The following is a 23,718-nucleotide window of genomic DNA, read 5'->3' as shown; positions in this document are numbered from 1 at the left end:
GCGAGGCGGGTCCGTCCGGGCGAGAGAGTCACCGCACCAGGGTACGCGGAATCCGGAGTCGATCGAAACGATTCGAGCGGGAGCGCTCTCCCGCTCGACTCACTCGCCGAGCGCGCGGTCGAGTCGCTCGATCTTCGCGTCGATCTCGCCCGAGTAGCCGGGGCGGATGTCGGCCTTCAGGACGAGCGAGACACGCGAGCCGTACGCGCCGACCGCCTCCGTCGCCCGCTTGATCACGTCGAACACCTCGTCCCACTCGCCCTCGATCTCGGTGAACATCGAGGTCGTGCGATGGGGCAGTCCGGAGTCGCGGACGATGCGGACCGCGGCGGCGACCGCGTCGTGGACGGAGGCGTCGGGGCCCTCGCCACCGGAGGGAGCGACCGAGAACGCGACGAGCATGGGGACCTCCTGCTGTGCGGCCGCGAGTCGACCGCTCGTCCCCGAGCCTACGAGCCGTGCGGACTCAGCGGGCGACAGCCGCCTTCCGCACGATTCCGGACTGCAGCGCTCCGTCGGTGACGCGGGTCCCCGAGCGCCACAGCTCACGGACGACCCAGCCCAGCAGGACCAGCAGCAGGACGTTGCGCGCGGTGAGCACGAGCACCATCCACCAGTGCGAGTAGAGGAGGAAGAGGTAGAGGTACGGGTAGACGAGCTGGGTGAGCGCGGCGATCGCGAGCGTCAGCCGGGCACCCGTCCGGAACGCGTCGCGGCCGACGACCAGGCCCGCGATCACGGGCGGGGCGAGCCAGACGACGTACTGCGGCGAGAGCACCTTGTTCACGTCGATGAACACGACGACGAACGCGAGCGCGAGGAGCGGGAACAGGCGGACGGCCGAGGCGCCGGACCGCAGCGCACGCAGCCCCAGCAGCGCGACGGCGAGCATGCACACGGCGAGCAGTGGCGTCATCAGGTCGGCGGCGGCACCGGTCGAGGGCCCGTGCATCTCGAAGGTGTTGATGTCGGCCGCGTACCAGACGTAGCTCCCCGACCCGGGGATCACCGAGAGCCACATCCACGGGGTGCTCACCACCGCCTCGATCTGGAGCCCCCGCGTCGTCTGGTCGGAGACGAAGCTGAAGACGTGGTCCCCTCCTCCCGCGAGGACGACGGCGGCGACGATCACCGCGGACGCCGCGGCGGGCACGACGATCCGGCGCACCCGACCGCGCAGCACGAGGACGGCGGCCGCGAGGATCGCCGCCGGCCAGACCTTCACCCAGGTGGCGATCGTGAGCAGCAGGGCGGAGACTCCGGGCCGGGTGGCGGCCCACAGCATCCCGGCGATCGCGGGAGGTGCCGTGAACGCGTCGATCCGCCCGACAGCGATCGGGCCCAGCAGCACGAGGAAGAGGAGCCACCAGCGCGCGGCGGCCAGCCGCGCGGGACGCCGACCGTGGACGAGGACGGCGAAGGCCGCTGCGTCGGCCAGTGCCACCAGGACGAGCCACACCAGGTCGTACCCGGCGGCGCCGAGCAGCCATGCGGCCGCGATCGGCGCCCAGGCGAGGATCGGGTACACCCAGCCGGTGTCGATCCCGGCGATGCCGCCGCCGTCGACGGCCGTCTGCATCCACTGCTTGTAGACGATGCTGACGTCGCCCATCGGCAGGCCCGGCGCGAAGAGCGCCAGCACCGAGAGGACGACGTGCACGAGGGCGAAGGCGCCCCAGAGCACCGTGGCGGAGTCGCGGTTCTCGCGCAGCCAGGCGGTCGGGCGGGCGGTCGCGCGGGGTCCTGGGGTCGTCACGGCGTCATCATAGAGCGGGCGTCGAACGGCATCCTGGCAGGCACCGACCGACGGCCGATCCTCAGTACCCGGCGAACGCGTCGGTGCGGATGCGCTTCGCGCCGGCGCCGCGCAGGGCAGCGCGGACGGAGTCGACGAACAGCGGAGAGCCCGAGACGAATCCGGTGCGGCGCGGGGCGTCGGGCACCAGAGCCGCGAGGGACTCGGCGGTGAGTCGTCCCGACGCGTGGGTCCAGCCCTCGGGCAGCACGGTCGGAGCGGCCGGTGCGACGAGCACGACCCGTGCGCCCGACTCCTGGAGCAGCTCGCGGTACGCGACGTCCTCGATCCGCGGGGCCGCGTAGACGACCACGACGTCGCGCGGCGGTCCGGCGGCGAGCGCGCGGAGCTGCGCGGCGAACGGGGTGATCCCGATGCCTCCGGCGACGAGGAGGAGAGGAGCGGCGGGATCGGCCGGCAGCACGAAGTCCCCGCCGACACCCGTGGCGCGGACGACCGCCCCGGGCTCGAGGGACGCGAGGGCGCGCTTGAAGCTGCTCGCCTTCTCGGGCACCCGCATCGCGATCGCCAGCTCGGCGTCGCCGGGGGCGGAGGCGAGCGAGAAGGTGCGCCGGCTCCCCCGCTCATCGGAGCGGTGCGGCAGATCGAGCTCGAGCCACTGGCCCGCCTCGAAGTGCAGTGGGGTGCGCGAGTGGAACCGGTACTCCGTGATGCCCGGCGCGATCGTCTCCGCCGAGCGCAGCTCGAGCGGCAGCCGTCGGCGCTGGCGGTGCGCGAAGGCGAACGCGAGCGCGTTGCCGACGACGAGTCCGAGCTCCGGGCTCGAGTAGAGGATCCCGAGGTGGAACGGGACGCTCGTGATCAGCGCCGCGACGACGGCGACGACGAGCTGCTGGGAACGGCGCGGCGCGAGCGTCAGCGGCTCCGTGAGCATGAAGGCGGCGGCGAAGACGAACGGGTAGGCGGTGAGGACGGAGAGCGCGGCCGCAGCCGGCTCCTGCCCGCCGAGGACCGACTGCGTGATCGAGACGGCACCCGCGACCAGCACGAACACGAGGAAGATCGCCCAGCGCCGCACCCGCGCCACGATCACGAGCGCCGCCACCAGCACCCAGGGCCAGAGCGCGCCGGTCGGCAGCACCCAGGCGGCGGCCGTGAGCGAGCCGTCCAGCGGAGTGCCCTCGAGCAGACCCGCCGCGAGGGCGACGAGGAGGACGGCCACGGCGGCCGGGTTGAAGAGATGGCGGCCGCGCCAGGCGAGGACGTACTTCGACGCCGCGGCGATCGCGCCGACCAGCGCGACGACGAGCAGCGCTCTCGGCTCCGCGGTCGGGAAGAGGAGGAACGCGATGAGGAGGCCGGTGACCAGCGAGGACTCGAGGTGCGCCGGCGAGCGCACCGCCCGCGCGATCAGCCAGGTCGCGGCCGTCGTCGAGACCACGGCCACCACCGCCGTCGCGGCGATCTCGAGCGGCGTGAAGAAGATGCGACCGGCCGCGGAGTAGGCGAGGGCCACCAGGAGGAGCGCGGCGAGCGTCATCCAGACCAGGCGGTACATGGTGATGCGCCCGAGGGCGCGATCGAGGGTGCCGATCATCGGAAGACCTCTCCGGGGAAGCGGGGCGAGTGGTGGAGGGTGCCGTCGCTGAAGACGCGGACGAACTCGAAGTCGAAGCGCTCGGCGAGCGTCTCGGGTGCAGCGACGAAGAGGGCGGTGGCGAGGCCGTCGGCGAGCAGGGCGGAGTCGGCGACGGCCCAGGTGGCCACGACGGTGTCGACGGGCCGGCCGGTGCGTCCGTCGAGCACGTGGTGCAGACCGTCGCCCCAGACGCGGCGGTTGCTGGCGGAGGCGCAGAGCGCGCGCTCGAGGGGAACGGCGACGCCGATCGCGCGAGCGGGATCGTAGGGGTGCTCGAGCGCGACGCGGAACGGGCCGGCCGAGCGGGCGCGGAGATCGCCTCCGGCGTCGACGACCGAGTGCTCGACACCGGCCCCGACCAGCTCGTCGAGGACCAGGTCCACGAGATGGCCTTTGCCCGCCGCTCCGACGTCGAGCACGACGGGAGCCGCCGTGTCGAGGCCGCGTCCGCCGCGTGGGCGGGCGTCGGGCCACGACGGCGCAGCGGCGACCGGGCCGCGGGGCACGAGCGTGTAATCGGCGTCGTAGCCCAGCTGCTCGAGCGCGTCGCCCACGAAGGGGCTCACCGCTCCGCCGGTCAGCTCGTGCAGGTCGTCGTAGAGGGCGAAGAGCTCCTCCGCCTCCTCGGGGAAGACGTGCTCCCCCGGCTCGGTGCGCAGGCGCGCCGCGTCGGAGTCGGCCCGGAAGCGCGACCAGGTGCGGTCGTACCGGTCGACGACCGCGTCGACACGAGCGCGCACGCCCGCGTCGAGCGCGTCGCCGGAGTCGATCCGCCAGACGGTGCCGATCGCGTCGAACCGCCAGACGTGCTCGAGCACGTGCCGGTCGTCAGGCCGCGGCATCGGCCTTGATCGTCTCCACGGCGTCGTTGAAGCCGCCGGAGGTGAGCGAGGAGCCCGAGACGACGCTCACGTCGAGCTCGTCGAGGGGCACGCCCACGACCTCGCCGGCGATGCCGCTCGCGAAGCGCTCCTGGTACTGCTCGCCGGTCGGGTTCTCGGACTGCGGGGTGACGGTGACGGCCGTGACGACGCCGCCCTCGAGCGTCAGCTCGACTCCGACGGTCTCGTTCCCGCCGGGCGAGGTGTAGGCGCCCTCGGCGTCGTAGGTGCCGTCGGCGTAGGCGCTGTCGCTCGTCGCCGCGTCGCCGGTCGCCGCCTCGGTCGAGTCGGTGGTGGGCTCGGCCGCGGCCGAGCTCGAGCCGGTCGTCTCCTCGGCGGAGTCGGTGCCGGCGGTGGCCGTGCTGGAGCAGGCGGCGAGGGCGGCGAGCGTGCCCGCTCCGGCCAGGAGGGTGAGGGCGTAGCGGACGGGAGTCGTGGTCTTCGCGGTCATGTCTGTTCTCCTGAGTGGGGTGCGGACGCGGCTGTGGGTCCCGACCTTAGGGGTGGGACGTGTGGGGATCCGATGAAGCGGCCGTGGGGCTGCGGTGATGCGGCCGCGTCGCGTGCTTCTCCCGGGACAACGACGGGGCGGCGGGATCGGTTCAGCCGTCCGGATCATTGCCCGGCTGTCCTTCTCGCGGGGACAGCCCGGCGCATCACTCCAGGAGGCTCGCGACGACGCGCGGGAGGTGCTCGGCGATGTCGAGGGCCGCGATCGGCCCTCCTCCCGATGCGCTGCCGCCCGCTCGGGCGTGCAGGACGGCCGCGGCCGCTGCGGTGGAGGCGAGCTCGTGGTCGCTGAGGGCCGCCCCTCTCGCCTCGGCATCGGCCGAGCGTCCTGCGAGCAGCGCCCCCAGCACTCCGCCGAGGACGTCGCCGCTGCCGGCCGTTGCGAGCCAGGGAGTGGATCCGCTCACCTCGAGCGCGACGTCGCCCGAGACCACGTGCGTCGTGCTGCCCTTCAGCAGTACGCAGACCCCGAACCGCTCGGCGGCGCGGCGCGCCCAGTGCCCCGGATCCGCGGCGATCGTCGCGGCGTCGACGTCGACTCCGGCCCGCTGGAGCATCCCGGAGAGCTCGCGGAAGTGCGGAGTGATGATCACTGGTCCGGCGACCTCGTCGACCAGGTCCAGCGCGCCCGCGTCGAGCACGACCGGCACCCCCGACCGCAGCTGGTCGAGCAGCACGCGCCGCTCCTGCTCGGACCGGTCGTCGGCGCTGGTGCCCGACCCGACCAGCCAGGCCTGCACCCGTCCGACCGAGGTGACCACCTCGGGCCGCCGTGCGAGCACGAGCCCGGAGGGCCGCTCCGCCCCCAGGTACCGCACCATGCCGACCCCCGTCCGGACGGCCGCCTCCACCCCGAGCACCGCCGCCCCCGGATACCTCTCGGACCCGGTCGCGACCCCCAGCACCCCCCTGCTGTACTTGTCGTCCTCCGCCCGCGGCCGCCGCAGCACCCCCGCCGCCTCCGCCGCCCCGAACTCCCGACTCGCACTCATCCCCCCACCCTAGGTCGCCCCCTCCCGCCCCCGGCAGCCCCGCCAGCACGGTCCGTACACGGCTCGTTCCCGCTCGTGCGCCCCGCGCACGGCCAACTCCCCGGCTCGTGCGCGCAGCGCACGGCCCGCCCCTCTCACCGGAGTCCATCGCGGGGCGTGGGTGGTGCAGTCGCAAGGCGGAGGAGGAAGCGATACCGGCGGTATCGCGCCCGACGACAACGCCGCGAATGCGCCGCCCACGCCCCGCGACAGTTCACCGCGGGGCGTGGGTGGTGCGATCGCAAGGCGGAGGAAGGAGCGATACCGGCGGTATCGCGACTGACGACAACGCCGCGAGCGTGCCGCCCACGCCCCGCGACTAGCGGCGGGTGGCGTCGTCTACTTCGCCGACCAACTCCTCGATGATGTCCTCCAGGAACAGCACTCCTGTGGCCGTCCCCTGCTCGTCGAAGGACCGGGCGAGGTGCGCTCCGGTGCGGCGCATGATGGCGAGGGCGTCCTCGAGGTCGGTGGCTTCGAAGATGGAGGCGAGCTGGCGGATCCGCTTGGCCGGGATGGGCAGGCGGAATTTCGCTCCCTCGGTGTCTCCGTCGAGGTCGAGGACGTCCTTGAGGTGGATGTAGCCCTCGGGCGCTCCGTCGGTGCCGAGGACGACGTAGCGCGAGAAGCCGTGCTTGGCGACGGCGCGCTCGACGTCGGCCGGGGTGGCTCCGGCCGGGAGGCTGACGATCCCGTCGAGCGGGAGCGCGACGTCGTGCACCTTCTTCTCGGTGAACTCGAATGCGGCGAGGAGGGTGCTGGAGTCGCGCAGCGTGCCCTCGCGGGTGGACTGGTCGACGATGGTCTGCACCTCCTCGAGCGTGAAGGTGCTGTTCGCCTCGTCCTTGGGCTCGACCCGGAAGAGCCGCAGCACGCCGTTCGAGATCGCGTTGAGGGCGACGATCAGGGGGCGGATCACCCGGGCGATCGCGACGAGCGGGGGTGCGAGGAGCAGCACCGCCTTGTCGGGCATCGAGAACGAGATGTTCTTGGGCACCATCTCGCCGAGCACGACGTGCAGGAACGACACGATCAGCAGGGTGATGACGAACGCGACGGTGCCGGTCAGCTCCTCCGGCAGGCCGACGGCGTGCAGGGGGATCTCGAGCAGGTGGTGGATCGCCGGCTCGGACACGTTGAGGATCAGCAGTGAGCAGACGGTGATGCCCAGCTGGGTGGTCGCCAGCATGAGCGTGGCGTGCTCCATCGCGGCGAGCGCGGTGATGGCGCTGCGGCGACCGCTCTCGGCGAGGGGCTCGATCTGGGAGCGGCGCGCGGAGATGACCGCGAACTCGGCTCCGACGAAGAAGGCGTTCGCGGCCAGCAGCACCACGAGCCACGCGATTCCGGCCCAGTCACTCATCGCCGGCCTCCTTGCGCGATCGGTGGGGTCTGCCCGCGTCGGCCAGGGGGTCCGGCAGCGTGTCGGGCTCGGCCTCGGGGTCGGGGGTGAAGCGGATGCGGTCGATGCGACGGCCGTCGAGGCGCTCGACGCGGAGGGATCCGCCGTCGACGGCCACCTCGTCGCCGGCGGCGGGGAGCCGGCCGAGCTCGCTCATGACGAAGCCGGCGACGGTCTCGTAGGGGCCCTCCTCCGGGATGTGCACGCCGACGCGGTCGCGGACCTCGTCGGGGCGGAGCATGCCGGGGAAGGTCGTGGAGCCGGGAAGCTTGACGACGTCGGGGCGGGAGCGGTCGTGCTCGTCCGCGACCTCGCCGACGAGCTCCTCGACGAGGTCCTCGAGCGTGGCGACGCCGGCCGTTCCTCCGTACTCGTCGACGACGACGGCGAGCTGGAAGCCGCGGCCCCGCAGCTCGGTCAGGAGCACGTCGAGCTTCATCGTCTCGGGGACCCGGAGCGGTTCGGAGCGCAGCGCCGTCACCGGCACCTCGGACCGCTTGCCGCGCGGCACCGCCACGGCCTGCTTCACGTGGACGACGCCGACGATGTCGTCGATGTCGTCGTCCGTGATCGGGAAGCGCGACAGCCCGGTCGTCCGGGCGAGGTCGAGCACGTCCTGCGCCGTGCTGGAGCGCTCGACCGTCGAGAGGCGCAGGCGCGGCGTCATGACGTCGCCCGCGCTGAGCGCCGAGAAGCGGAGCGTGCGCCCGAGCAGGTCTGCCGTGTCCTCCTCGAGGAGGCCGGCGCTGGCGGAGTGGCGGACGAGGCTCGAGAGCTCCTCGGCGCTGCGCGCGCCCGACAGCTCCTCCTTGGGCTCGATGCCCACGAGGCGCAGCAGCGCGTTGGCGCTGCCGTTCAGCAGCGCCACGGCGGGGCGGAAGACGGTGGTGAACGCGGTCTGCAGCGGGACGACGAGCTTCGCCGTCGCCCGCGGCAGAGCCAGGGCGAAGTTCTTGGGCACGAGCTCGCCGAGGATCATCGACAGCAGGGTGGCGATCACGATGGCCACGACCGTCGCGATCGGCGCGACCGCCGCCTCCGGCACTCCGAGTCCCAGGAAGGGCTGCTCGAGCAGGGTCGAGAGCGCCGGCTCCATCGTGTAGCCGGTGAGCAGCGTGGTGAGCGTGATGCCCAGCTGCGCGCTCGAGAGGTGCGTCGAGGTGACCTTGAGGGCCGCGATCGTCATCCCGAGGCGGGTCTCGCCGCGATCGCGCCGCGCCTCGAGGTCGGCCCGGTCGAGGTTGACGAGCGCGAACTCGCTCGCGACGAAGACGCCGGTGCCCAGGGTGAGCAGGAGGCCGACGCCGAGCAGGATCCACTCAGTCCCCATCTCGGGCACCTCCGCTCGGGGCGGCGGGGATCAGGGCGTCGAGGAGCTCGCGGGGCGCGGATCGGACGGGTCGGTCCGACGGCGGATGAGCAGAGGGAGGGTCGTCCATTGTGGCGTCGAGTCTATCCGGAGCACCGGGCCCCGCGGGGTGCACGAGGGCAGGTCAGAGCCACTTCTTCGCCTTGAACACGGCGTAGAGCCCCACGCCGAAGACGACCATCAGCCCGAGTGCCCACGGGTAGCCGAGCTCCCAGTGCAGCTCGGGCATCTCGTCGAAGTTCATGCCGTAGACGCCCGCGATGAGCGTCGGCGCGAACAGGATCGCCGCCCACGACGAGATCTTCCGCACGACGTCGTTCTGCGCGAGCCCCGTCTCGGTCTGCCGGCGCGAGACCAGGGTCGAGTGCACGGTGAGCGCCTTGTCGAGGATCGCGCGGAGGGCGTCGACGGCCTCCGTGACCCGGATCGTGTGGTCGAGCACGTCGCGGAGCGAGCGGTGCAGCTCCACGTGGTCCGGCGAGGCGGTCTCGGCGGGCGTCTCCTCGGCGAGCGCCCGGAGCAGCGCGGTCAGGGGCTGCACGGACCGCTGGAAGTGGATGACCTCGCGCGAGAGCCGGTAGATGCGCTCCGAGAGCTTGTCGTCCGAGTCGGCTCCGAAGAGCTGGTCCTCGATCTCGTCCACGTCGCCCTGCACTCCCGCGACGACCGGGGCGTACTCGTCCACCACCTGATCGAGGATCGCGTACAGCACCGCCTCCGGACCTCGGGCCAGCAGCGCCGGGTCCTCCTCGAGCCGGCGGCGCACGCGGGCGAGGTCCGGGGAGTCGGCGTGCCGGATCGTGACGACGAAGTCCGGGCCCACGAACACGTGCAGCTCGCCGAACACGACCGCCTCGTCGGCGTCGAGGTACCGCGCCGGCCGCAGCACCACGAACAGCCCGTCGTCGTACCGCTCGAGCTTGGCCCTCTGGTGCCCACTCAGCGCGTCCTCGACGGCGAGCGGATGCAGTCCGAACTCCTCGGCGACGGCCTCGACCTCCTCGCGGGTCGGCCGGTACAGGCCGATCCACGCCATGCCGTGCTCCTCCCGCATCAGCTCGAACGTGTCCTCGAGGGAGTCCGGGTTGCGGATGCGGTGGCCGCCGACGTACACGGCGTTGTCGACGATGGTCATGCGCTCGGTTCTAGCAGACGGGCGCCCGACTCCCGCTGACGGCCGGCGCACCGGCTCTCAGATCACCAGCTGACCGGCAGCGCCTTGCCCTCCTCGTAGCCCGAGGCCGACTGCAGCCCGACCACGGCGCGCTCGTGGAACTCGGCGACGCTGCGCGCCCCGGCGTAGGTGAAGGAGGAGCGGACGCCCGAGGTGATCATGTCGAGCAGGTCCTCGAGCGAGGGCCGCAGGGGGTCGAGGTAGATCGTCGAGGACGAGATGCCCTCCGCGAAGAGGCGCTTGCGCGCGAGCTCGTACGCGTCGAGCCGCCCGAACCGCTCTTGCACGGCCTTCGCCGACGCCATGCCCCAGCTCTCCTTGTAGACGCGGCCGGCCGCGTCCGTCCGCAGCTCGCCCGGCGCCTCGATGGTGCCGGCGAACCAGGAGCCGACCATCACGGAGGAGGCGCCCGCCGCGAGGGCGAGTGCCACATCGCGGGGGTAGCGCACTCCCCCGTCCGCCCAGACGTGCGCGCCGAGCTCGCGTGCCCGCTCCGCCGTCTCGAGCACGGCCGAGAACTGCGGCCGGCCGACGGCGGTCATCATGCGGGTGGTGCACATGGCGCCGGGTCCGACGCCGACCTTGAGGATCGACGCGCCCGCCTCGACGAGGTCCTGCACCGCCTCCGCGGTCACGATGTTCCCCGCGGCGATCGGGACCCCGAGATCCAGTGCCGACACCGTCCGCAGCGCCCGCAGCATCGCCTCCTGGTGCCCGTGGGCGGTGTCGAGCACGAGGACGTCGACACCGGCGGCGACCAGGGCGCGCGCCTTCGCGGCCACGTCACCGTTGATGCCGACGGCGGCGGCGACGCGCAGCCTGCCGTCGGCGTCCAGCGCCGGGTCGTAGATCGTCGAGCGCAGCGCTCCGGTGCGCGAGAGCGTGCCGACCAGGGCTCCGTGGTGCAGCACCGGGGCGAAGTCGAGCCCCGCCTCGACCATGAGATCGAAGGCGGCGCGGCCGGTCGTGACGTCGTCGGCGTCGATCGACGGCGCGGCGTGGTGCACGAGGTCCCCGAGCAGCGCGTCGGGGAGCGCGGTCGCGAGCCGCGAGGCGGGCACGCAGCCCAGCACCGCGCCGCCGGCGTCCTGCACCACGAAGCCGTGGCCCTCCACGGCGGGCAGGATCGCGAGCGCCTGCTCGACGGTCGTCGAGGGATCCGCGGTGAGCGCGCCGGAGAAGGCGACCGGCTGCTCCTTCACCCAGCGGATCGCCGCGTCGAGAGACTGCAGCGGCATGTCCTGCGGGAGGACGCCCAGACCGCCTCGCCGGGCGAGCGCCGCGGCGAGCCGCGGACCCGTCACCGAGTTCATGTTGGAGGAGACCAGAGGGATCGTCGCTCCGGTGCCGTCGCCCGGGGCGAGCGAGACGTCGAGCCTGCTCGTGACCGAGGATCGGCCGGGGACGAGGAACACGTCCGAGTAGGTGAGATCGCCTGAAGGGGTTCCGCCGGAGAAACGCATGCCTGGAACGCTACTCCGGCCCGCCCGCGGGGCCGGTGACCGAGATCCGGGTTAGGCTTGACGACCGGGACGGGACCAGGCGACGGCGCCGGTGCTCACGGGCGAGGACGACGTTCTCGCGGTGTGGTGCAGGCGTCGAGGGATGCGCGGGCCCGTCCGGATGATCGAGGACGAATCAACGGAGAGAGTGGGCGATCGGCTGTGTCGAGCCAGTTGACCGGAGTGGGAACAGACCAGGGCGCGGAGGACTTCGGAGCCAACGAGTGGCTCGTGGAGGAGCTGTACGAGCAGTACAGCGCCGACAAGGCCTCCGTGGACGAGTCCTGGTGGCCGATCCTGGAGCGCTACGGTCAGCAGCTGGCGGCGAAGGCGCCGGCGGCTCCTCCCGCGCCGCAGCCTCCCGCTGAGAAGCCGGCCGCCGCGGGTACCTCGACCAGCGCGGGTGCCACGGTGACGCATCCCGTCACCGCGCCGCAGACCGGCGCCGCGCCCGCCTCGCGCACCACGTCCAAGGAGCCGAAGAAGGCTCCGATCCCGGCTGATGCACCGGTGGGCAAGCCCGCCGACGTCGACACGGAGGCGCAGGAGGAGGACGTCGTCACTCCGCTGCGCGGCATGGCGAAGAGCCTCGCGACCAACATGGACGCCAGCCTCACCATCCCGACGGCGACCAGCGTCCGCACGATCCCGGCGAAGCTGATGATCGACAACCGCATCGTCATCAACAACCACCTGCGCCGCACCCGCGGCGGCAAGGTCTCGTTCACGCACCTGATCGGCTGGGCGCTCATCCGCGCGCTCAAGGACTTCCCGAGCCAGAACGTCTACTACGACGAGCCCGGCGGCAAGCCCTCCGTCGTCGCCCCGGCGCACGTCAACCTCGGCATCGCGATCGACATGCCCAAGCCCGACGGCACCCGCGCCCTGCTCGTCCCGAGCATCAAGCGCGCCGACACCCTGAGCTTCACCGCCTACCTGTCGGCCTACGAGGACCTCGTCAAGCGCGCCCGCGGCAACAAGCTCGTCGCCGGCGACTTCGCCGGGACCACCCTGTCGCTGACCAACCCGGGCGGCATCGGCACGGTCCACTCCGTGCCCCGCCTGATGAAGGGCCAGGGCTGCATCATCGGCGCCGGCGCGCTGGAGTACCCGGCCGAGTTCCAGGGCTCGTCCGAGAAGACGCTCATCGAGCTGGGCATCGGCAAGACGATCACGCTCACCTCGACCTACGACCACCGCGTCATCCAAGGTGCGGGATCCGGCGAGTTCCTCAAGATCGTGCACGAGCTGCTGCTCGGCGGCCGCGGCTTCTACGAGGACATCTTCGCGGCGCTGCGCATCCCCTACGACCCGATCCACTGGTCGACCGACATCGCCGTCGACCTCGCCGAGCGCGTCTCGAAGACCTCGCGCGTGCAGGAGCTCATCAACTCCTTCCGCGTGCGCGGCCACCTCATGGCCGACGTCGACCCGCTCGAGTACGTGCAGCGCTCGCACCCCGACCTCGCCATCGAGAGCCACGGGCTCACCTTCTGGGACCTCGACCGCGAGTTCGTGACCGACGGCTTCGGCGGCAAGCGCCAGCTGAAGCTGCGCGACATCCTCGGCATCCTGCGCGACTCCTACTGCCGCACCGTCGGCGTCGAGTACATGCACATCCAGGACCCGGAGCAGCGGGCCTGGATGCAGCAGAAGCTCGAGCGCGGCTACGAGAAGCCCGGCCACGACGAGCAGCTGCGCATCCTCGGACGCCTCAACGAGGCCGAGGCGTTCGAGACCTTCCTGCAGACGAAGTACGTCGGTCAGAAGCGCTTCTCGCTCGAGGGCGGGGAGTCGCTCATCGCGCTCCTGGACGCCGTGCTGCAGGGCGCGGCCGACGAGAAGCTCGACGAGGTCGCGATCGGCATGGCCCACCGCGGCCGCCTGAACGTGCTGACGAACATCGCCGGCAAGACCTACGGCCAGATCTTCCGCGAGTTCGAGGGGACGCAGGACCCCAAGACGGTCCAGGGCTCCGGCGACGTGAAGTACCACCTCGGCACCGAGGGCGTCTTCCGCGGTGCCGGCGGCGAGGAGATCCCCGTCTACCTGGCGGCGAACCCCTCCCACCTCGAGGCCGTCAACGGCGTGCTCGAGGGCATCGTCCGCGCCAAGCAGGACCGCAAGCCCATCGGCACCTTCACCACCCTCCCGATCCTCGTCCACGGCGACGCGGCGATGGCGGGTCAGGGCGTGGTCGTCGAGACCCTGCAGATGTCCCAGCTGCGGGCGTACCGCACCGGCGGCACCATCCACATCAACATCAACAACCAGGTCGGCTTCACCACGCCTCCCCACGAGGCGCGGACCTCGGTCTACTCGACCGACGGCGCGAAGACCATCCAGGCGCCGATCTTCCATGTGAACGGGGACGACCCCGAGGCCGTCGTGCACGTCGGGCAGCTCGCCTTCGAGTACCGCCAGCGGTTCCACCGCGACGTGGTCATCGACCTGATCTGCTACCGCCGCCGCGGGCACAACGAGGGCGACGACCCCTCGATGACCCAGCCGCTGATGTACAGCCTCATCGAGGCCAAGCGCTCGGTGCGCAAGCTCTACACCGAGGCGCTCGTCGGCCGCGGCGACATCAGCCAGGAGGAGTACGACCGCTCGCACCAGGACTTCCAGGACCGCCTCGAGCGCGCGTTCGCCGAGACGCACGCCGCGCAGACCGGAGCGATCCCGGTGATCTCGCCGGACGGCGACTCCGTGGCCGACCTCGAGCTGCCGGACGCGCAGCAGGGCGGCGACTACCCGGGCGAGCCCGAGAGCACCGGCGTGAAGGAGGAGGTCGTCCGCCTGATCGGCGACGCCTTCAACAACCCGCCCGAGGGCTTCACGGTGCACCCCAAGCTGCAGCAGCTCCTCGCGAAGCGCCAGGAGATGAGCCGCTCGGGCTCCATCGACTGGGCGTTCGGCGAGCTGCTCGCGCTGGGCTCCCTGCTGATCGAGGACACCCCGGTGCGCCTCGTCGGCCAGGACACCCGTCGCGGCACCTTCGTGCAGCGCCACGCGGTGCTGCACGACCGCGGCAACGGCCAGGAGTGGCTGCCGCTGATGAACCTGTCGGAGCAGCAGGCGCGGCTCTGGATCTACGACTCCCTGCTGTCGGAGTACGCGGCGATGGCCTTCGAGTACGGGTACTCCGTCGAGCGACCCGACTCGCTCGTGCTCTGGGAGGCGCAGTTCGGCGACTTCGCCAACGGCGCGCAGATCGTCATCGACGAGTTCATCTCCTCCGCCGAGCAGAAGTGGGGCCAGCGCTCGTCGCTCGTGCTCCTGCTGCCGCACGGCTACGAGGGCCAGGGCCCGGACCACTCCTCCGCCCGCATCGAGCGCTACCTGCAGATGTGCGCCGAGCAGAACATGACGGTCGCCCGCCCGTCGACTCCGGCGTCGTACTTCCACCTCCTGCGCCGTCAGGCATACTCGCGTCCGCGCCGACCGCTCATCGTCTTCACCCCGAAGGCCATGCTGCGACTGCGCGGTGCGTCGAGCCCGGTCGAGGACTTCACCGCCGGCCGGTTCGAGCCCGTGCTCGACGACGCCCGCATCCAGGACGCGTCGGCGGTGAAGCGCGTGCTGCTGCACGCCGGCAAGGTCCACTACGACCTCAAGGCCGAGCTCGAGAAGGAGCCCGACGACGGCATCGCCCTCGTGCGCCTCGAGCAGTACTACCCGGCGCCGATCGAGGGGCTGCGCGCGATCGCCGAGCGCTACCCGGACGCGGAGTTCGTCTGGGTGCAGGACGAGCCCGAGAACCAGGGCGCCTGGCCGTTCATCGCTCTCGAGGTCGCTCCGCAGCTCGGACGGCCGATCCGCGTCGTCTCGCGCCCGTCCGCGGCCTCGCCCGCGGCCGGCTCGGCCAAGCGGCACGCCGCCGAGCAGACCGACCTGCTGGCACGGGCCCTCACCCGGTGAGCTCCGGCTCGTGAAACGACGTTCGGCTCGTCAGAACCCGGGGTTCTGATGAGCCGAACGTGTTCCTGCGAGCCGGAGCGGAGCCGAAGGCGCCTGCGCGGGCCGGACGCGAGCGCGTCGACCCGAGCGCGCGGGCTACGCGCTGACGGTCTCCGTCGAGTGCGACGCCTGCGCCTCGCGCAGCATGCCGAGCACCTGGGCGCGGAGGTCCTCCGGCGCCGTCTCCTTGCACGCGCGCTGCACCGCGACGGTCAGCACGACGCCGACCTTCGCCTCGCCGGAGCAGTCGGGGCAGTTCGCCATGTGCTCGCGGATGTCGGCGGCGTCCTCCTTGCACAGCTCGTTGTGCAGGAACTCCTCGAGTTCCGCCTTCGCCTTGGTGCAACCGCAATCGGTCATTTCGTGCTCCCGGAAGTGAAAGCGGCGCGGAACCCGCGCTCGCGTGCGTAGTCGGTGAGTCGTTCGCGCAGCATGCGGCGGCCGCGGTGCAGCCGGCTCATGACGGTCCCGACGGGGGTCTTCATGATGTCCGCGATCTCCTGGTAGGAGAATCCTTCGACATCGGCGAAATACACGGCGAGCCGGAAGTCCTCCGGGATCGCCTGCAGGGCCTCCTTGACGGCGGTGTCGGGGAGGTGGTCGATCGCCTCGGCCTCGGCCGAGCGGCTGGACGTGGCGGTCGTCGACTCGGCGCCGCCCAGCTGCCAGTCCTCGAGCTCGTCGATGGCGCTCTGATAGGGCTCGCGCTGCTTCTTGCGGTACGAGTTGATGAACGTGTTGGTGAGGATCCGGTAGAGCCACGCCTTGAGGTTCGTGCCCTGCTCGAACTGGCGGAACGCGCCGAACGCCTTCGCGAAAGTCTCCTGGACGAGGTCCTGGGCGTCGGAGGGGTTCTTCGTCATCCGCAGACCCGCCGCGTACAGCTGGTCGATGAAGGGCAGCGCCTGCTGCTCGAAGAGCGCGCGGAGGTCGACGGGCGCGTCGGGCTCGACGGTCGCGGCGTGCTCGAGGGACTCCTCGACGGTCTCCTCGATCGTCTGCTCCGCCTCGTCGGGCGCCGGCGCCTCGGCGGCGGTGCGGGGGCGTGTGGTGTCGTCGCGTGTCATCACAAGCGATCCTAAGCCGCGCAGGCCCGCGGGCACCGGGGTGGACGCCGCGCCCGGGAGGCGCACGGGGCGCTCGAGGACCGCTTCCGCTGATGCTGACGCCATGCTCCGCCTCCGTTCCTCCGCTGCCGACTATCCTGATAACCGATGGTCTTCTCGCGTTATTCCGCTCCCGAGTTCGATCCGTACGGCGACGCCCGCGCGCTCCCCGGAGAGGACGACTGGTCCGCGCCCACGGCGGCCGGGCCGCTCGACGCGGTCGTCGAGCTCCCCGGCTCGAAGTCGCTGACGAACCGCGAGCTCGTGCTCTCGGCGCTGGCGTCGTCCCCGTCGAGCCTGCGCGCTCCGCTGCACTCGCGCGACAGCGCTCTGATGATCGAGGCGCTCCGGTCGCTCGGCACCGGCGTCCGCGAGTCGGGCGCCACCGGCGCATTCGGCGCCGACCTCGTGGTCGAGCCCGCGGAGGAGCTGCTCGGCTCCACGACGATCGACTGCGGACTCGCGGGCACGGTCATGCGCTTCGTGCCGCCGCTCGCGGGTCTCGCCCTCGGCCCGACCACCTTCGACGGCGACGCCTACGCCTACAAGCGCCCGATGGGCGCGACCATCGCGTCGCTCCGCTCGCTCGGCGTCGACGTGGCCGACGACGGACGCGGCTCCCTCCCCTTCACGGTGCACGGCTCGGGATCCGTCCGCGGTGGCGCGGTCACCGTCGACGCCTCCCGCTCGAGCCAGTTCGTGTCGGCGCTCCTGCTCGCCGGCGCCCGCTTCGACGAGGGCCTGCATCTGCGCCACGTCGGCGAGCGGCTCCCCAGCCAGCCGCACATCGACATGACGATCGCCTCGCTCGCGGCCCGCGGCGTCGTCGTCGGCACCCCCGCTCCCGGTGAGTGGACCGTCGAGCACCAGGAGATCTCCGGCGCCGACGTCCTGCTCGAGCCCGACCTCTCGAACGCCGCGCCGTTCCTCGCCGCCGCTCTCGTCACCGGCGGCCGCGTGCGCCTGCGCAACTGGCCCGAGACCACGACGCAGGTCGGCGCCCACCTCGAGCGCTTCCTCCCCCTCTTCGGCGCGAGCGTCGAGCGCGACGGCGGCGACCTCGTCGTCACCGGCGGCGACGAGATCCTCGGCGTCGACCTCGACCTGTCGGAGGGGGGCGAGCTCGCTCCGGCGCTGGCCGCCCTGGCCGCGCTCGCGTCGACTCCGAGCACGCTCACCGGGATCGGCCACATCCGCCACCACGAGACCGATCGCCTCGCCGCCCTCGCGGCCGAGATCACCGGGCTCGGCGGCTCCGTCACCGAGCTCGAGGACGGCCTGCGGATCGAGCCCGCGACGCTGCACGGCGGTCGCTGGCGCACCTACTCCGACCACCGCATGGCGCACGCCGGGGCCATCATCGCCCTCGCCGTCCCCGGAGTGGTCATCGAGGACATCGCGACGACGTCCAAGACCCTCCCGCAGTTCCCCGAGCTGTGGCGCGCACTGGCGGGGTCGGTCTAGCCGTGTCCTGGTGGACCGACAGCGGCCTGGACGCCGACGGCGTCCTCGACGACTTCGACGGCTACGACGAGTCGGACGCCCGGGTCCGGCCGAACCCCAAGGGCACCAAGCCGCGCACCAAGAACCGGCCCAGCTACGAGGACGCCGAGATCGCGATGGTCCTCGGGGTCGACCGCGGCCGCTACACCGTGATGATCGGCGACGGCACTCCCGAGGAGCACGAGTTCACCGCGGCCCGCGCCCGCGAGCTGCGTCGCCAGGCGATCGTCGCCGGCGATCGGGTCGACGTGGTCGGCGACACGACGGGCGACGAGGGCACGCTCGCCCGCATCGTCCGGATCCGCGACCGCTCGACGCTGCTGCGCCGCAGCGCCGACGACACCGACGCCATCGAGCGCGTGATCGTCGCGAACGCCGACCAGATGCTCTGCGTCGTGGCCGCCGCCGACCCCGAGCCGCGCACGCGTCTCGTCGACCGCTACCTCGTGGCCGCGTTCGACGCGGGCATCACGCCGATGCTCTGCATCACCAAGACCGACCTCGCCGATCCCGGGCCGTTCCTGAAGAACTTCGAGGGCCTGGACCTGCGCGTGTTCCTCTCGAGCCAGGACGAGCCCGCGGTCGATGAGATCGCCGAAGCGCTGCTCGGGCACGAGACCGTCGTCGTGGGCCACTCCGGAGTCGGCAAGTCGACCCTCGTGAACAAGCTGGTGCCGGACGCGCACCGCGCCACCGGGCACGTGAACACGGTCACCGGCCGGGGGCGCCACACCTCCTCCTCCACCGTCTCGCTGCGCGTCGAGCGCGACGACCGGCACGGCTGGGTCATCGACACCCCCGGAGTCCGCTCGTTCGGCCTGGGCCACGTGAACACCGACAACATCCTCGGAGCGTTCACCACCCTCGCCGTCCTCGCGGAGGACTGCCCGCGCGGCTGCACCCACCTCCCCGACTCCCCCGACTGCGCGATCGTCGAAGCCGTCGAGAAGGGCCTGCTCGGCGCGAGCGGCCCCGAGCGCCTCGACTCGCTGCAGCGACTCCTGACCACCTTCGCCCCGACCGACGGAAGCAGACGATGACGAGCACCGCCCTCCCCCCGATCCCCGCCGACGAGAGGCTCGCCGCGGGCGACACCGCTCCGGACTTCACCCTGCCGGACCAGGACGGGACGCCCGTCGCTCTGGCCTCGTACCGCGGCACGCGCGTGATCGTCTTCTTCTACCCGCAGGCCGACACCCCCGGCTGCACGACCGAGGCCTGCGACTTCCGCGACAGCGTGTCGTCGCTCCGCTCGCAGGGCTACGAGATCCTCGGAGTCTCCCGCGACACCCCGGAGGCGCTGCGCCGCTGGGCCGACGAGCAGCACCTCGACTACCCGCTGCTGAGCGATCCCGACATGGCCGTCCACCGCACCTACGGCGTCTGGGGCGAGAAGAACTCCTACGGGAAGACGATCGTCGGCGTGCTGCGCTCGACGTTCGTGGTGGGCGCCGAGGGCGAGCTGGAGTTCGCGCAGTACAACGTCCGGGCCACCGGCCACGTGCAGGCGCTGCGCAAGAAGCTCGAGCTCGCCTGAGCGGGGCTCAGAAGCCCTCGTTGGAGCGCGGGGCGTAGTCGGCGCCGAGGGCGCTCAGCTCCTCGGCGCTCAGCTCGAGGTCGACCGAGGCCACTGCGTCGTCGAGGTGGTGCATCTTCGTCGCTCCGACGATCGGAGCGGTCACGGCCTGCTGCTGCCGCACCCAGGCGAGGGCGATCTGCGCGCGGGACACTCCGCGCTCCTCGGCGAGGCGCGCGACCGTCGCCGCGGTCCGCCGGTCGGAGTCCTCCTGCTGGTGGTAGAGCGTCTTGCCGTAGAGGTCGGTCTCGGTGCGTCCCGTCGTCTCGTCCCAGTCGCGGGTGAGACGGCCGCGCGCGAGCGGCGACCACGGGATCACTCCGACGCCCTGATCGAGGCAGAAGGGGTGCAGCTCGCGCTCGTCCTCGCGCTGGATCAGGTTGTACTGATCCTGCATCGACACGAAGCGCGTCCAGCCGCCGAGATCGGCCGTGTACTGCGCCTTCGCGAACTGCCACGCCCACATGCTCGACGCTCCGATGTAGCGGGCCTTGCCCGAGCGCACGACGTCGTGGAGCGTCTCCATCGTCTCCTCGATCGGCGTCTCGGGGTCCCAGCGGTGGATCTGGTAGAGGTCGACGTAGTCCGTGCCGAGTCGGCGGAGACTGTCGTCGATGGCGCTGAGGATGTGGCGGCGCGAGAGCCCGCCGCCGTTGGCGCCGGGGCGCATGCGGCCGTGCACCTTGGTCGCGATGACGACCTCCTCGCGGACCGCGAAGTCGGCCAGCGCGCGACCCACGATCTCCTCGCTCGTACCGTCGGAGTAGACGTCGGCGGTGTCGAACGTGGTGATGCCCAGCTCGAGCGCCCGGCGCAGGAACGGCCGGGACTCCTCCTCCCCCATGCTCCACGCGTGAGCGCCCCGCTCGGAGACGCCGTAGCTCATGCAGCCGAGGACGACGGCCGAGACCTGGAGGCCGCTGGAGCCGAGACGGATGTGATGCATGGTGGAGCCTTCGCGTCGAGAGCAGGGACTCCCCAGCCTGGCAGCCGCGCCCGAGAGGACGCTAGACGACCTCGCGCCGGGTCGCCGCCACCACGCTCGGGAGGAAGATCGTGACCGCGGCGACGAGCGCCGGGCCCAGGAGCGCCCAGCCGATGTCCGGGACGGCGTACTGGCCCTGGAACGCGCCGAGTGCGACGGCCATCTGCACGAGCTGCAGAGTCAGCGCCGAACCGCGCATCCAGCTCCGACGGCGGATCGCCCCCAGCGTGGTCGCGGCGGCCCAGCCGAGGGCGATGAGCCCCAGCACCACGATGGCGATGCCGCCGCCCGGAGTGTCGGAGCGGGTGGTCAGCAGCTCGACCAGCAGCCACCCCGCGAGCACGGCCAGGGCCAGGGTCTCGAGGGCGAGGATCGCGATGAGGACGAGCAGACCGAGGGGGTGCCGCGTGCTCTTCGGGCCGGTCGGAGGCGTGTTCGCGTCGATCATCACAGCCACATCCCATCCTGGACTCTTGATTCGGGTGAGCCACCATGAGAGGCTACTTGAGTTCGTTTCACCGCTCACAGGGTCGTGGGTTTCCGCAGATGTGAACAACCCGATCCTGTCGAGCCGCGAGGCCCGATCGCGACACGGGTGAGCTCGTCCGGATGAAACGGGCGTCACCCCGTCCACCACCCCGAACCGCCTTGCGCAGCCGCGTGAGGCCTCGTGGCGTGCGCCGGTGAGTGCGCCCTGATCCTCCGCCTCCGAACTCGATCATCGGCGTGACTCGATCATCTCACCCGAACACTGCGTGGTTCCTCCACGCACGCCTTCACACAAGGAGCACCTGCATGGACTGGCGCGACAAGGCCGCTTGCCTCACCGCTGACCCCGAGCTTTTCTTCCCCGTCGGGAACACCGGGCCCGCCGTCGACCAGATCGAGAAGGCCAAGTCGGTGTGCGCCCGCTGCACCGTCACCGAGGTCTGCCTCCAGTACGCCCTCGAGACCGGCCAGGACTCGGGCGTGTGGGGCGGCCTCAGCGAGGACGAGCGCCGCGCGCTCAAGCGCCGCGCCGCCCGCGCCCGCCGCGCCTCCTAGACGCACCGGCCGCACCGCGGCCCGCAGCTCACGACCCCCGCTCGCCTCCCGGCGACGGGGGTCGTCCTGTTCCGGGAGTCAGTCGCGCGGGCGGGCGAGCCAGCGCAGCGGCATCTCGATGGTCACCTCGGTGCCGCGCCCGACGAGCGTGTGCCAGTCGATGGTGCCGCCGAGCTCGCCCTGGATGAGCGTGCGCACGATCTGGGTGCCGAGCCCCGAGCCGACCTTGCCCTCGGGCAGGCCGACGCCGGTGTCGCGCACCTTGACCGTCAGCACGTCCTCGCTGCGCGTGGCGACGATCTCGACATCGCCCTCGCGGCCGGCCAGACCGTGCTCGACCGCGTTCGTGACGAGCTCGGTCAGCGCCAGGGCGAGCGGAGTCGCGTACTCGCTGGGCAGGTTCCCGAAGCTTCCGCTGAGCTTGGGGTGCACCGTGGTGTTGTGCGTCGACGCCACCTCGGCGATCAGCATCAGCACGCGGTCGAAGACGGCGTCGAAGTCGACGTCCTGGTTGAGGCCCTCCGAGAGGGTGTCGTGCACGACCGCGATCGCCGCCACTCGGCGCATCGCCTGGGTGAGCGCCTCGCGGGCGAGATCCGAGTGCGTGCGGCGGGCCTGGATCCGCAGCAGGGACGCGACGGTCTGCAGGTTGTTCTTCACCCGGTGGTGGATCTCGCGGATGGTCGCGTCCTTGGTGATGAGCTCGCGCTCCTGGTGGCGCAGCTCCGTGACGTCGCGGCAGAGGACGACCGCGCCGACCCGCTCGCCCCGATCGCGGATCGGGATCGCGCGCAGCGACACCGTCACTCCGCGCGCCTCGATGTCGGTGCGCCAGGGAGCCCGCCCGGTGACGACGAGCGGCAGGGACTCGTCGATGACGAGCTTGCCCTGGATGAGGCTCGTCGTGACCTCCGCCAGCGACTCCCCCTCGAGCTCGTCGGCGAAGCCGATGCGGTTGAACGCCGAGAGCGCGTTGGGGCTCGCGAAGGTCGTCACGCCGTCGACGTCGAGCCGGATGAGGCCGTCGGAGGCGCGCGGGGCGCCGCGCCTCGGTCCGGTGGGGGCGCCCAGGTCGGGGAAGTCGCCCGACGCGATCATCGAGAACAGGTCGTTCGCGCAGTCGTTGAACGTCAGCTCCTGGCGACTGGGCGTGCGCGTCTCGCTGAGGTTCGTGTGCCGGGTGAGCACCGCGATCGGGCGTTCGGTGGTCTCGGGGTTCGAGGCGCCCAGGCGGCGGATGACCGGCACGGCGCGCACGCGCGTCGGGGTCTCCTCGAACCAGTCCGGGGCGGACGTGTCGACGATGCGGGCGGTCTCGAACGCCTCGACGACCTGAGCCCGCCACTCCGACTTGATGCGCTGACCGACGAAGTCGCGGTAGAAGAGGGTCGCCGCGCTGGAGGGCCGCGCGTGGGCGACCGCGACGAAGCTGTCGTCGGCGGTCGGCACCCACAGGACGATGTCGGCGAACGCCAGATCCGCGAGCAGCTGCAGGTCGCCGACCAGCAGGTGCAGCCATTCGACGTCCGCGTCCGTGGAGCGGCCGTGGGCGAGGACGAGATCACTGAGGGTCGACACGACGACCAGCCTATGCGGTCGTTCGGGGCCACCCCGAACGGGTGAGCAGGGGCCTCGGGATCACCTCACAAGCCGCGTTGCGCGCCTGCTTATCCACAGTGGCGCGACCGGGACGATGGTGAGCATGTCTCGACTGCTTCGATGGGTCGTCCCCCGCGTCTGACCCTGAGCGCGACCCGCACCCGCCCGAGCAGAAAGGTGACCCGACCCATGGATCGCTCGTTCAGCCACTGGAGCACTCCGCATGAGCCGCCCCTCGCACTCCTTCGACTACCGCTCCCTTCCTCTCGAGGCCGGCGCCGCGGGACGGCCGGCTGTCGCGTTCTTCGCCGCTCAGCCCGCGACGCGAGCGGAGCTGCCGGACCCGGAGCCGATCCTCGCGCGGCTCACGCTCCTGGTCGTCGAGATCCTCGCGGGCTCCCGTGAGATCGACCAGATCGCCCGCTGGCTGACCGACGACGTCTACCGGCATCTGCAGAAGCGCGTCGTTCTGGCGTCCCGCGCGAGGAGCCTGCAGAAGCGGCCGGCGCACCGGATCCCGTTCACCGTCGGCCGGGTCGTGATGTCGGAGCCGCGCGACGGAGTCGTCGAAGCGGTCGTCCTCGTGCACAACCGCGTGCGCACCCGTGCTGTGGCGATCCGCCTCGAGGGCATGGACGCACGGTGGCGCGCCACCGCCGTGAACGTGCTGTAGCGGGCGCC

21 protein-coding genes are annotated in these 23,718 nt (G+C 71.8%); 6 read left to right on the top strand and 15 right to left on the bottom strand.

Translation table 11 applies throughout. The features are described 5' to 3' along the window. Window positions 1-99 precede the first annotated feature (99 nt). The 10 genes from C1I63_RS11380 to guaB1 all read right to left on the bottom strand — a co-directional run bounded on the left by C1I63_RS11380 (window position 100) and on the right by guaB1 (window position 11,225). Window positions 100-402: a thiamine-binding protein gene (locus C1I63_RS11380; protein ID WP_055788280.1), complete on the bottom strand. Its 303-nt coding sequence runs from the start codon at window positions 400-402 to the stop codon at window positions 100-102. A gap of 64 nt (window positions 403-466) precedes the next feature. Next, entirely contained in the window at window positions 467-1,756 is a 1,290-nt protein-coding gene (locus tag C1I63_RS11375) for a glycosyltransferase 87 family protein (RefSeq protein WP_107574856.1), read from the bottom strand. A gap of 61 nt (window positions 1,757-1,817) precedes the next feature. Next, the gene (locus C1I63_RS11370) at window positions 1,818-3,353 is read right to left on the bottom strand and encodes an FAD-dependent oxidoreductase (RefSeq protein WP_107574855.1); all 1,536 of its coding nucleotides are present in this window, start codon (window positions 3,351-3,353) and stop codon (window positions 1,818-1,820) included. Continuing rightward, on the bottom strand, window positions 3,350-4,237 hold the full coding sequence (locus tag C1I63_RS11365; protein ID WP_107574854.1) for an FAD:protein FMN transferase: 888 nt from the start codon (window positions 4,235-4,237) through the stop codon (window positions 3,350-3,352). The genes C1I63_RS11370 and C1I63_RS11365 overlap by 4 nt, the downstream gene beginning before the upstream one ends. Next, complete coding sequence (locus C1I63_RS11360; protein ID WP_107574853.1) at window positions 4,224-4,727, bottom strand: FMN-binding protein; 504 nt, start codon at window positions 4,725-4,727, stop codon at window positions 4,224-4,226. The genes C1I63_RS11365 and C1I63_RS11360 overlap by 14 nt, the downstream gene beginning before the upstream one ends. A gap of 205 nt (window positions 4,728-4,932) precedes the next feature. Beyond that, window positions 4,933-5,778 carry an ADP-dependent NAD(P)H-hydrate dehydratase gene (locus tag C1I63_RS11355; RefSeq protein WP_107574852.1) on the bottom strand — a complete coding sequence of 282 codons (846 nt, stop codon included), beginning with the start codon at window positions 5,776-5,778 and terminating at the stop codon, window positions 4,933-4,935. Between the two features lie 358 nt (window positions 5,779-6,136). Next, window positions 6,137-7,180: a hemolysin family protein gene (locus C1I63_RS11350; RefSeq protein WP_055788261.1), complete on the bottom strand. Its 1,044-nt coding sequence runs from the start codon at window positions 7,178-7,180 to the stop codon at window positions 6,137-6,139. Next, entirely contained in the window at window positions 7,173-8,549 is a 1,377-nt protein-coding gene (locus tag C1I63_RS11345; RefSeq protein ID WP_082481032.1) for a hemolysin family protein, read from the bottom strand. The genes C1I63_RS11350 and C1I63_RS11345 overlap by 8 nt, the downstream gene beginning before the upstream one ends. A 163-nt stretch (window positions 8,550-8,712) precedes the next feature. Beyond that, window positions 8,713-9,723, bottom strand: a complete 1,011-nt coding sequence (corA, locus tag C1I63_RS11340) for a magnesium/cobalt transporter CorA (RefSeq protein WP_107574851.1) — start codon at window positions 9,721-9,723, stop codon at window positions 8,713-8,715. A gap of 62 nt (window positions 9,724-9,785) precedes the next feature. Then, entirely contained in the window at window positions 9,786-11,225 is a 1,440-nt protein-coding gene (gene guaB1, locus C1I63_RS11335; RefSeq protein WP_107574850.1) for a GMP reductase, read from the bottom strand. Window positions 11,226-11,426: 201 nt separating this feature from the next. On the opposite strand from guaB1, the gene C1I63_RS11330 reads away from it, so the two are divergent. After that, entirely contained in the window at window positions 11,427-15,185 is a 3,759-nt protein-coding gene (locus C1I63_RS11330; RefSeq protein WP_107574849.1) for a multifunctional oxoglutarate decarboxylase/oxoglutarate dehydrogenase thiamine pyrophosphate-binding subunit/dihydrolipoyllysine-residue succinyltransferase subunit, read from the top strand. 135 nt (window positions 15,186-15,320) lie between these two features. Here the strand turns inward: C1I63_RS11330 and C1I63_RS11325 are convergent, their stop codons facing one another. Both C1I63_RS11325 and C1I63_RS11320 read right to left on the bottom strand, forming a co-directional pair. Then, complete coding sequence (locus C1I63_RS11325) at window positions 15,321-15,584, bottom strand: zf-HC2 domain-containing protein (protein ID WP_055788251.1); 264 nt, start codon at window positions 15,582-15,584, stop codon at window positions 15,321-15,323. Beyond that, window positions 15,581-16,291, bottom strand: coding sequence for a sigma-70 family RNA polymerase sigma factor (locus C1I63_RS11320; RefSeq protein ID WP_107574848.1), 711 nt, complete (start codon window positions 16,289-16,291; stop codon window positions 15,581-15,583). The genes C1I63_RS11325 and C1I63_RS11320 overlap by 4 nt, the downstream gene beginning before the upstream one ends. A gap of 147 nt (window positions 16,292-16,438) precedes the next feature. On the opposite strand from C1I63_RS11320, the gene aroA reads away from it, so the two are divergent. The 3 genes from aroA to bcp are packed head-to-tail and all read left to right on the top strand — an operon-like array spanning window position 16,439 to window position 19,370. Next, the gene (gene aroA, locus C1I63_RS11315) at window positions 16,439-17,794 is read left to right on the top strand and encodes a 3-phosphoshikimate 1-carboxyvinyltransferase (protein WP_107574847.1); all 1,356 of its coding nucleotides are present in this window, start codon (window positions 16,439-16,441) and stop codon (window positions 17,792-17,794) included. Window positions 17,795-17,796: 2 nt separating this feature from the next. Continuing rightward, on the top strand, window positions 17,797-18,873 hold the full coding sequence (gene rsgA / locus C1I63_RS11310) for a ribosome small subunit-dependent GTPase A (RefSeq protein ID WP_244907042.1): 1,077 nt from the start codon (window positions 17,797-17,799) through the stop codon (window positions 18,871-18,873). Beyond that, complete coding sequence (gene bcp / locus C1I63_RS11305) at window positions 18,870-19,370, top strand: thioredoxin-dependent thiol peroxidase (RefSeq protein ID WP_107574846.1); 501 nt, start codon at window positions 18,870-18,872, stop codon at window positions 19,368-19,370. Before rsgA ends, bcp begins: the two co-directional genes overlap by 4 nt. Before the next feature lie 7 nt (window positions 19,371-19,377). On the opposite strand, the gene C1I63_RS11300 is transcribed toward bcp, so the two are convergent. Both C1I63_RS11300 and C1I63_RS11295 read right to left on the bottom strand, forming a co-directional pair. Continuing rightward, complete coding sequence (locus tag C1I63_RS11300; RefSeq protein WP_107574845.1) at window positions 19,378-20,355, bottom strand: aldo/keto reductase; 978 nt, start codon at window positions 20,353-20,355, stop codon at window positions 19,378-19,380. A 61-nt stretch (window positions 20,356-20,416) separates the two neighbouring features. After that, window positions 20,417-20,851 (bottom strand): hypothetical protein, encoded by a 435-nt coding sequence (locus C1I63_RS11295; protein ID WP_425326976.1) that lies wholly within the window; start codon window positions 20,849-20,851, stop codon window positions 20,417-20,419. Between the two features lie 338 nt (window positions 20,852-21,189). Between C1I63_RS11295 and C1I63_RS11290 the strand changes: the two genes are divergently transcribed. Then, the gene (locus C1I63_RS11290) at window positions 21,190-21,438 is read left to right on the top strand and encodes a WhiB family transcriptional regulator (protein ID WP_055788231.1); all 249 of its coding nucleotides are present in this window, start codon (window positions 21,190-21,192) and stop codon (window positions 21,436-21,438) included. A gap of 78 nt (window positions 21,439-21,516) precedes the next feature. On the opposite strand, the gene C1I63_RS11285 is transcribed toward C1I63_RS11290, so the two are convergent. After that, window positions 21,517-23,016, bottom strand: coding sequence for a sensor histidine kinase (locus C1I63_RS11285; RefSeq protein WP_055788228.1), 1,500 nt, complete (start codon window positions 23,014-23,016; stop codon window positions 21,517-21,519). Window positions 23,017-23,260: 244 nt separating this feature from the next. Here C1I63_RS11285 and C1I63_RS11280 point away from each other — a divergent pair, with 244 nt between their 5' ends. After that, window positions 23,261-23,710 carry an Rv3235 family protein gene (locus tag C1I63_RS11280; protein ID WP_244907040.1) on the top strand — a complete coding sequence of 150 codons (450 nt, stop codon included), beginning with the start codon at window positions 23,261-23,263 and terminating at the stop codon, window positions 23,708-23,710. Window positions 23,711-23,718 lie beyond the last annotated feature (8 nt).

Source organism: Rathayibacter caricis DSM 15933 (genome assembly GCF_003044275.1).
GTDB lineage: Bacteria > Actinomycetota > Actinomycetes > Actinomycetales > Microbacteriaceae > Rathayibacter > Rathayibacter caricis.
This window is presented reverse-complemented; position numbering and strand designations above follow the sequence as displayed.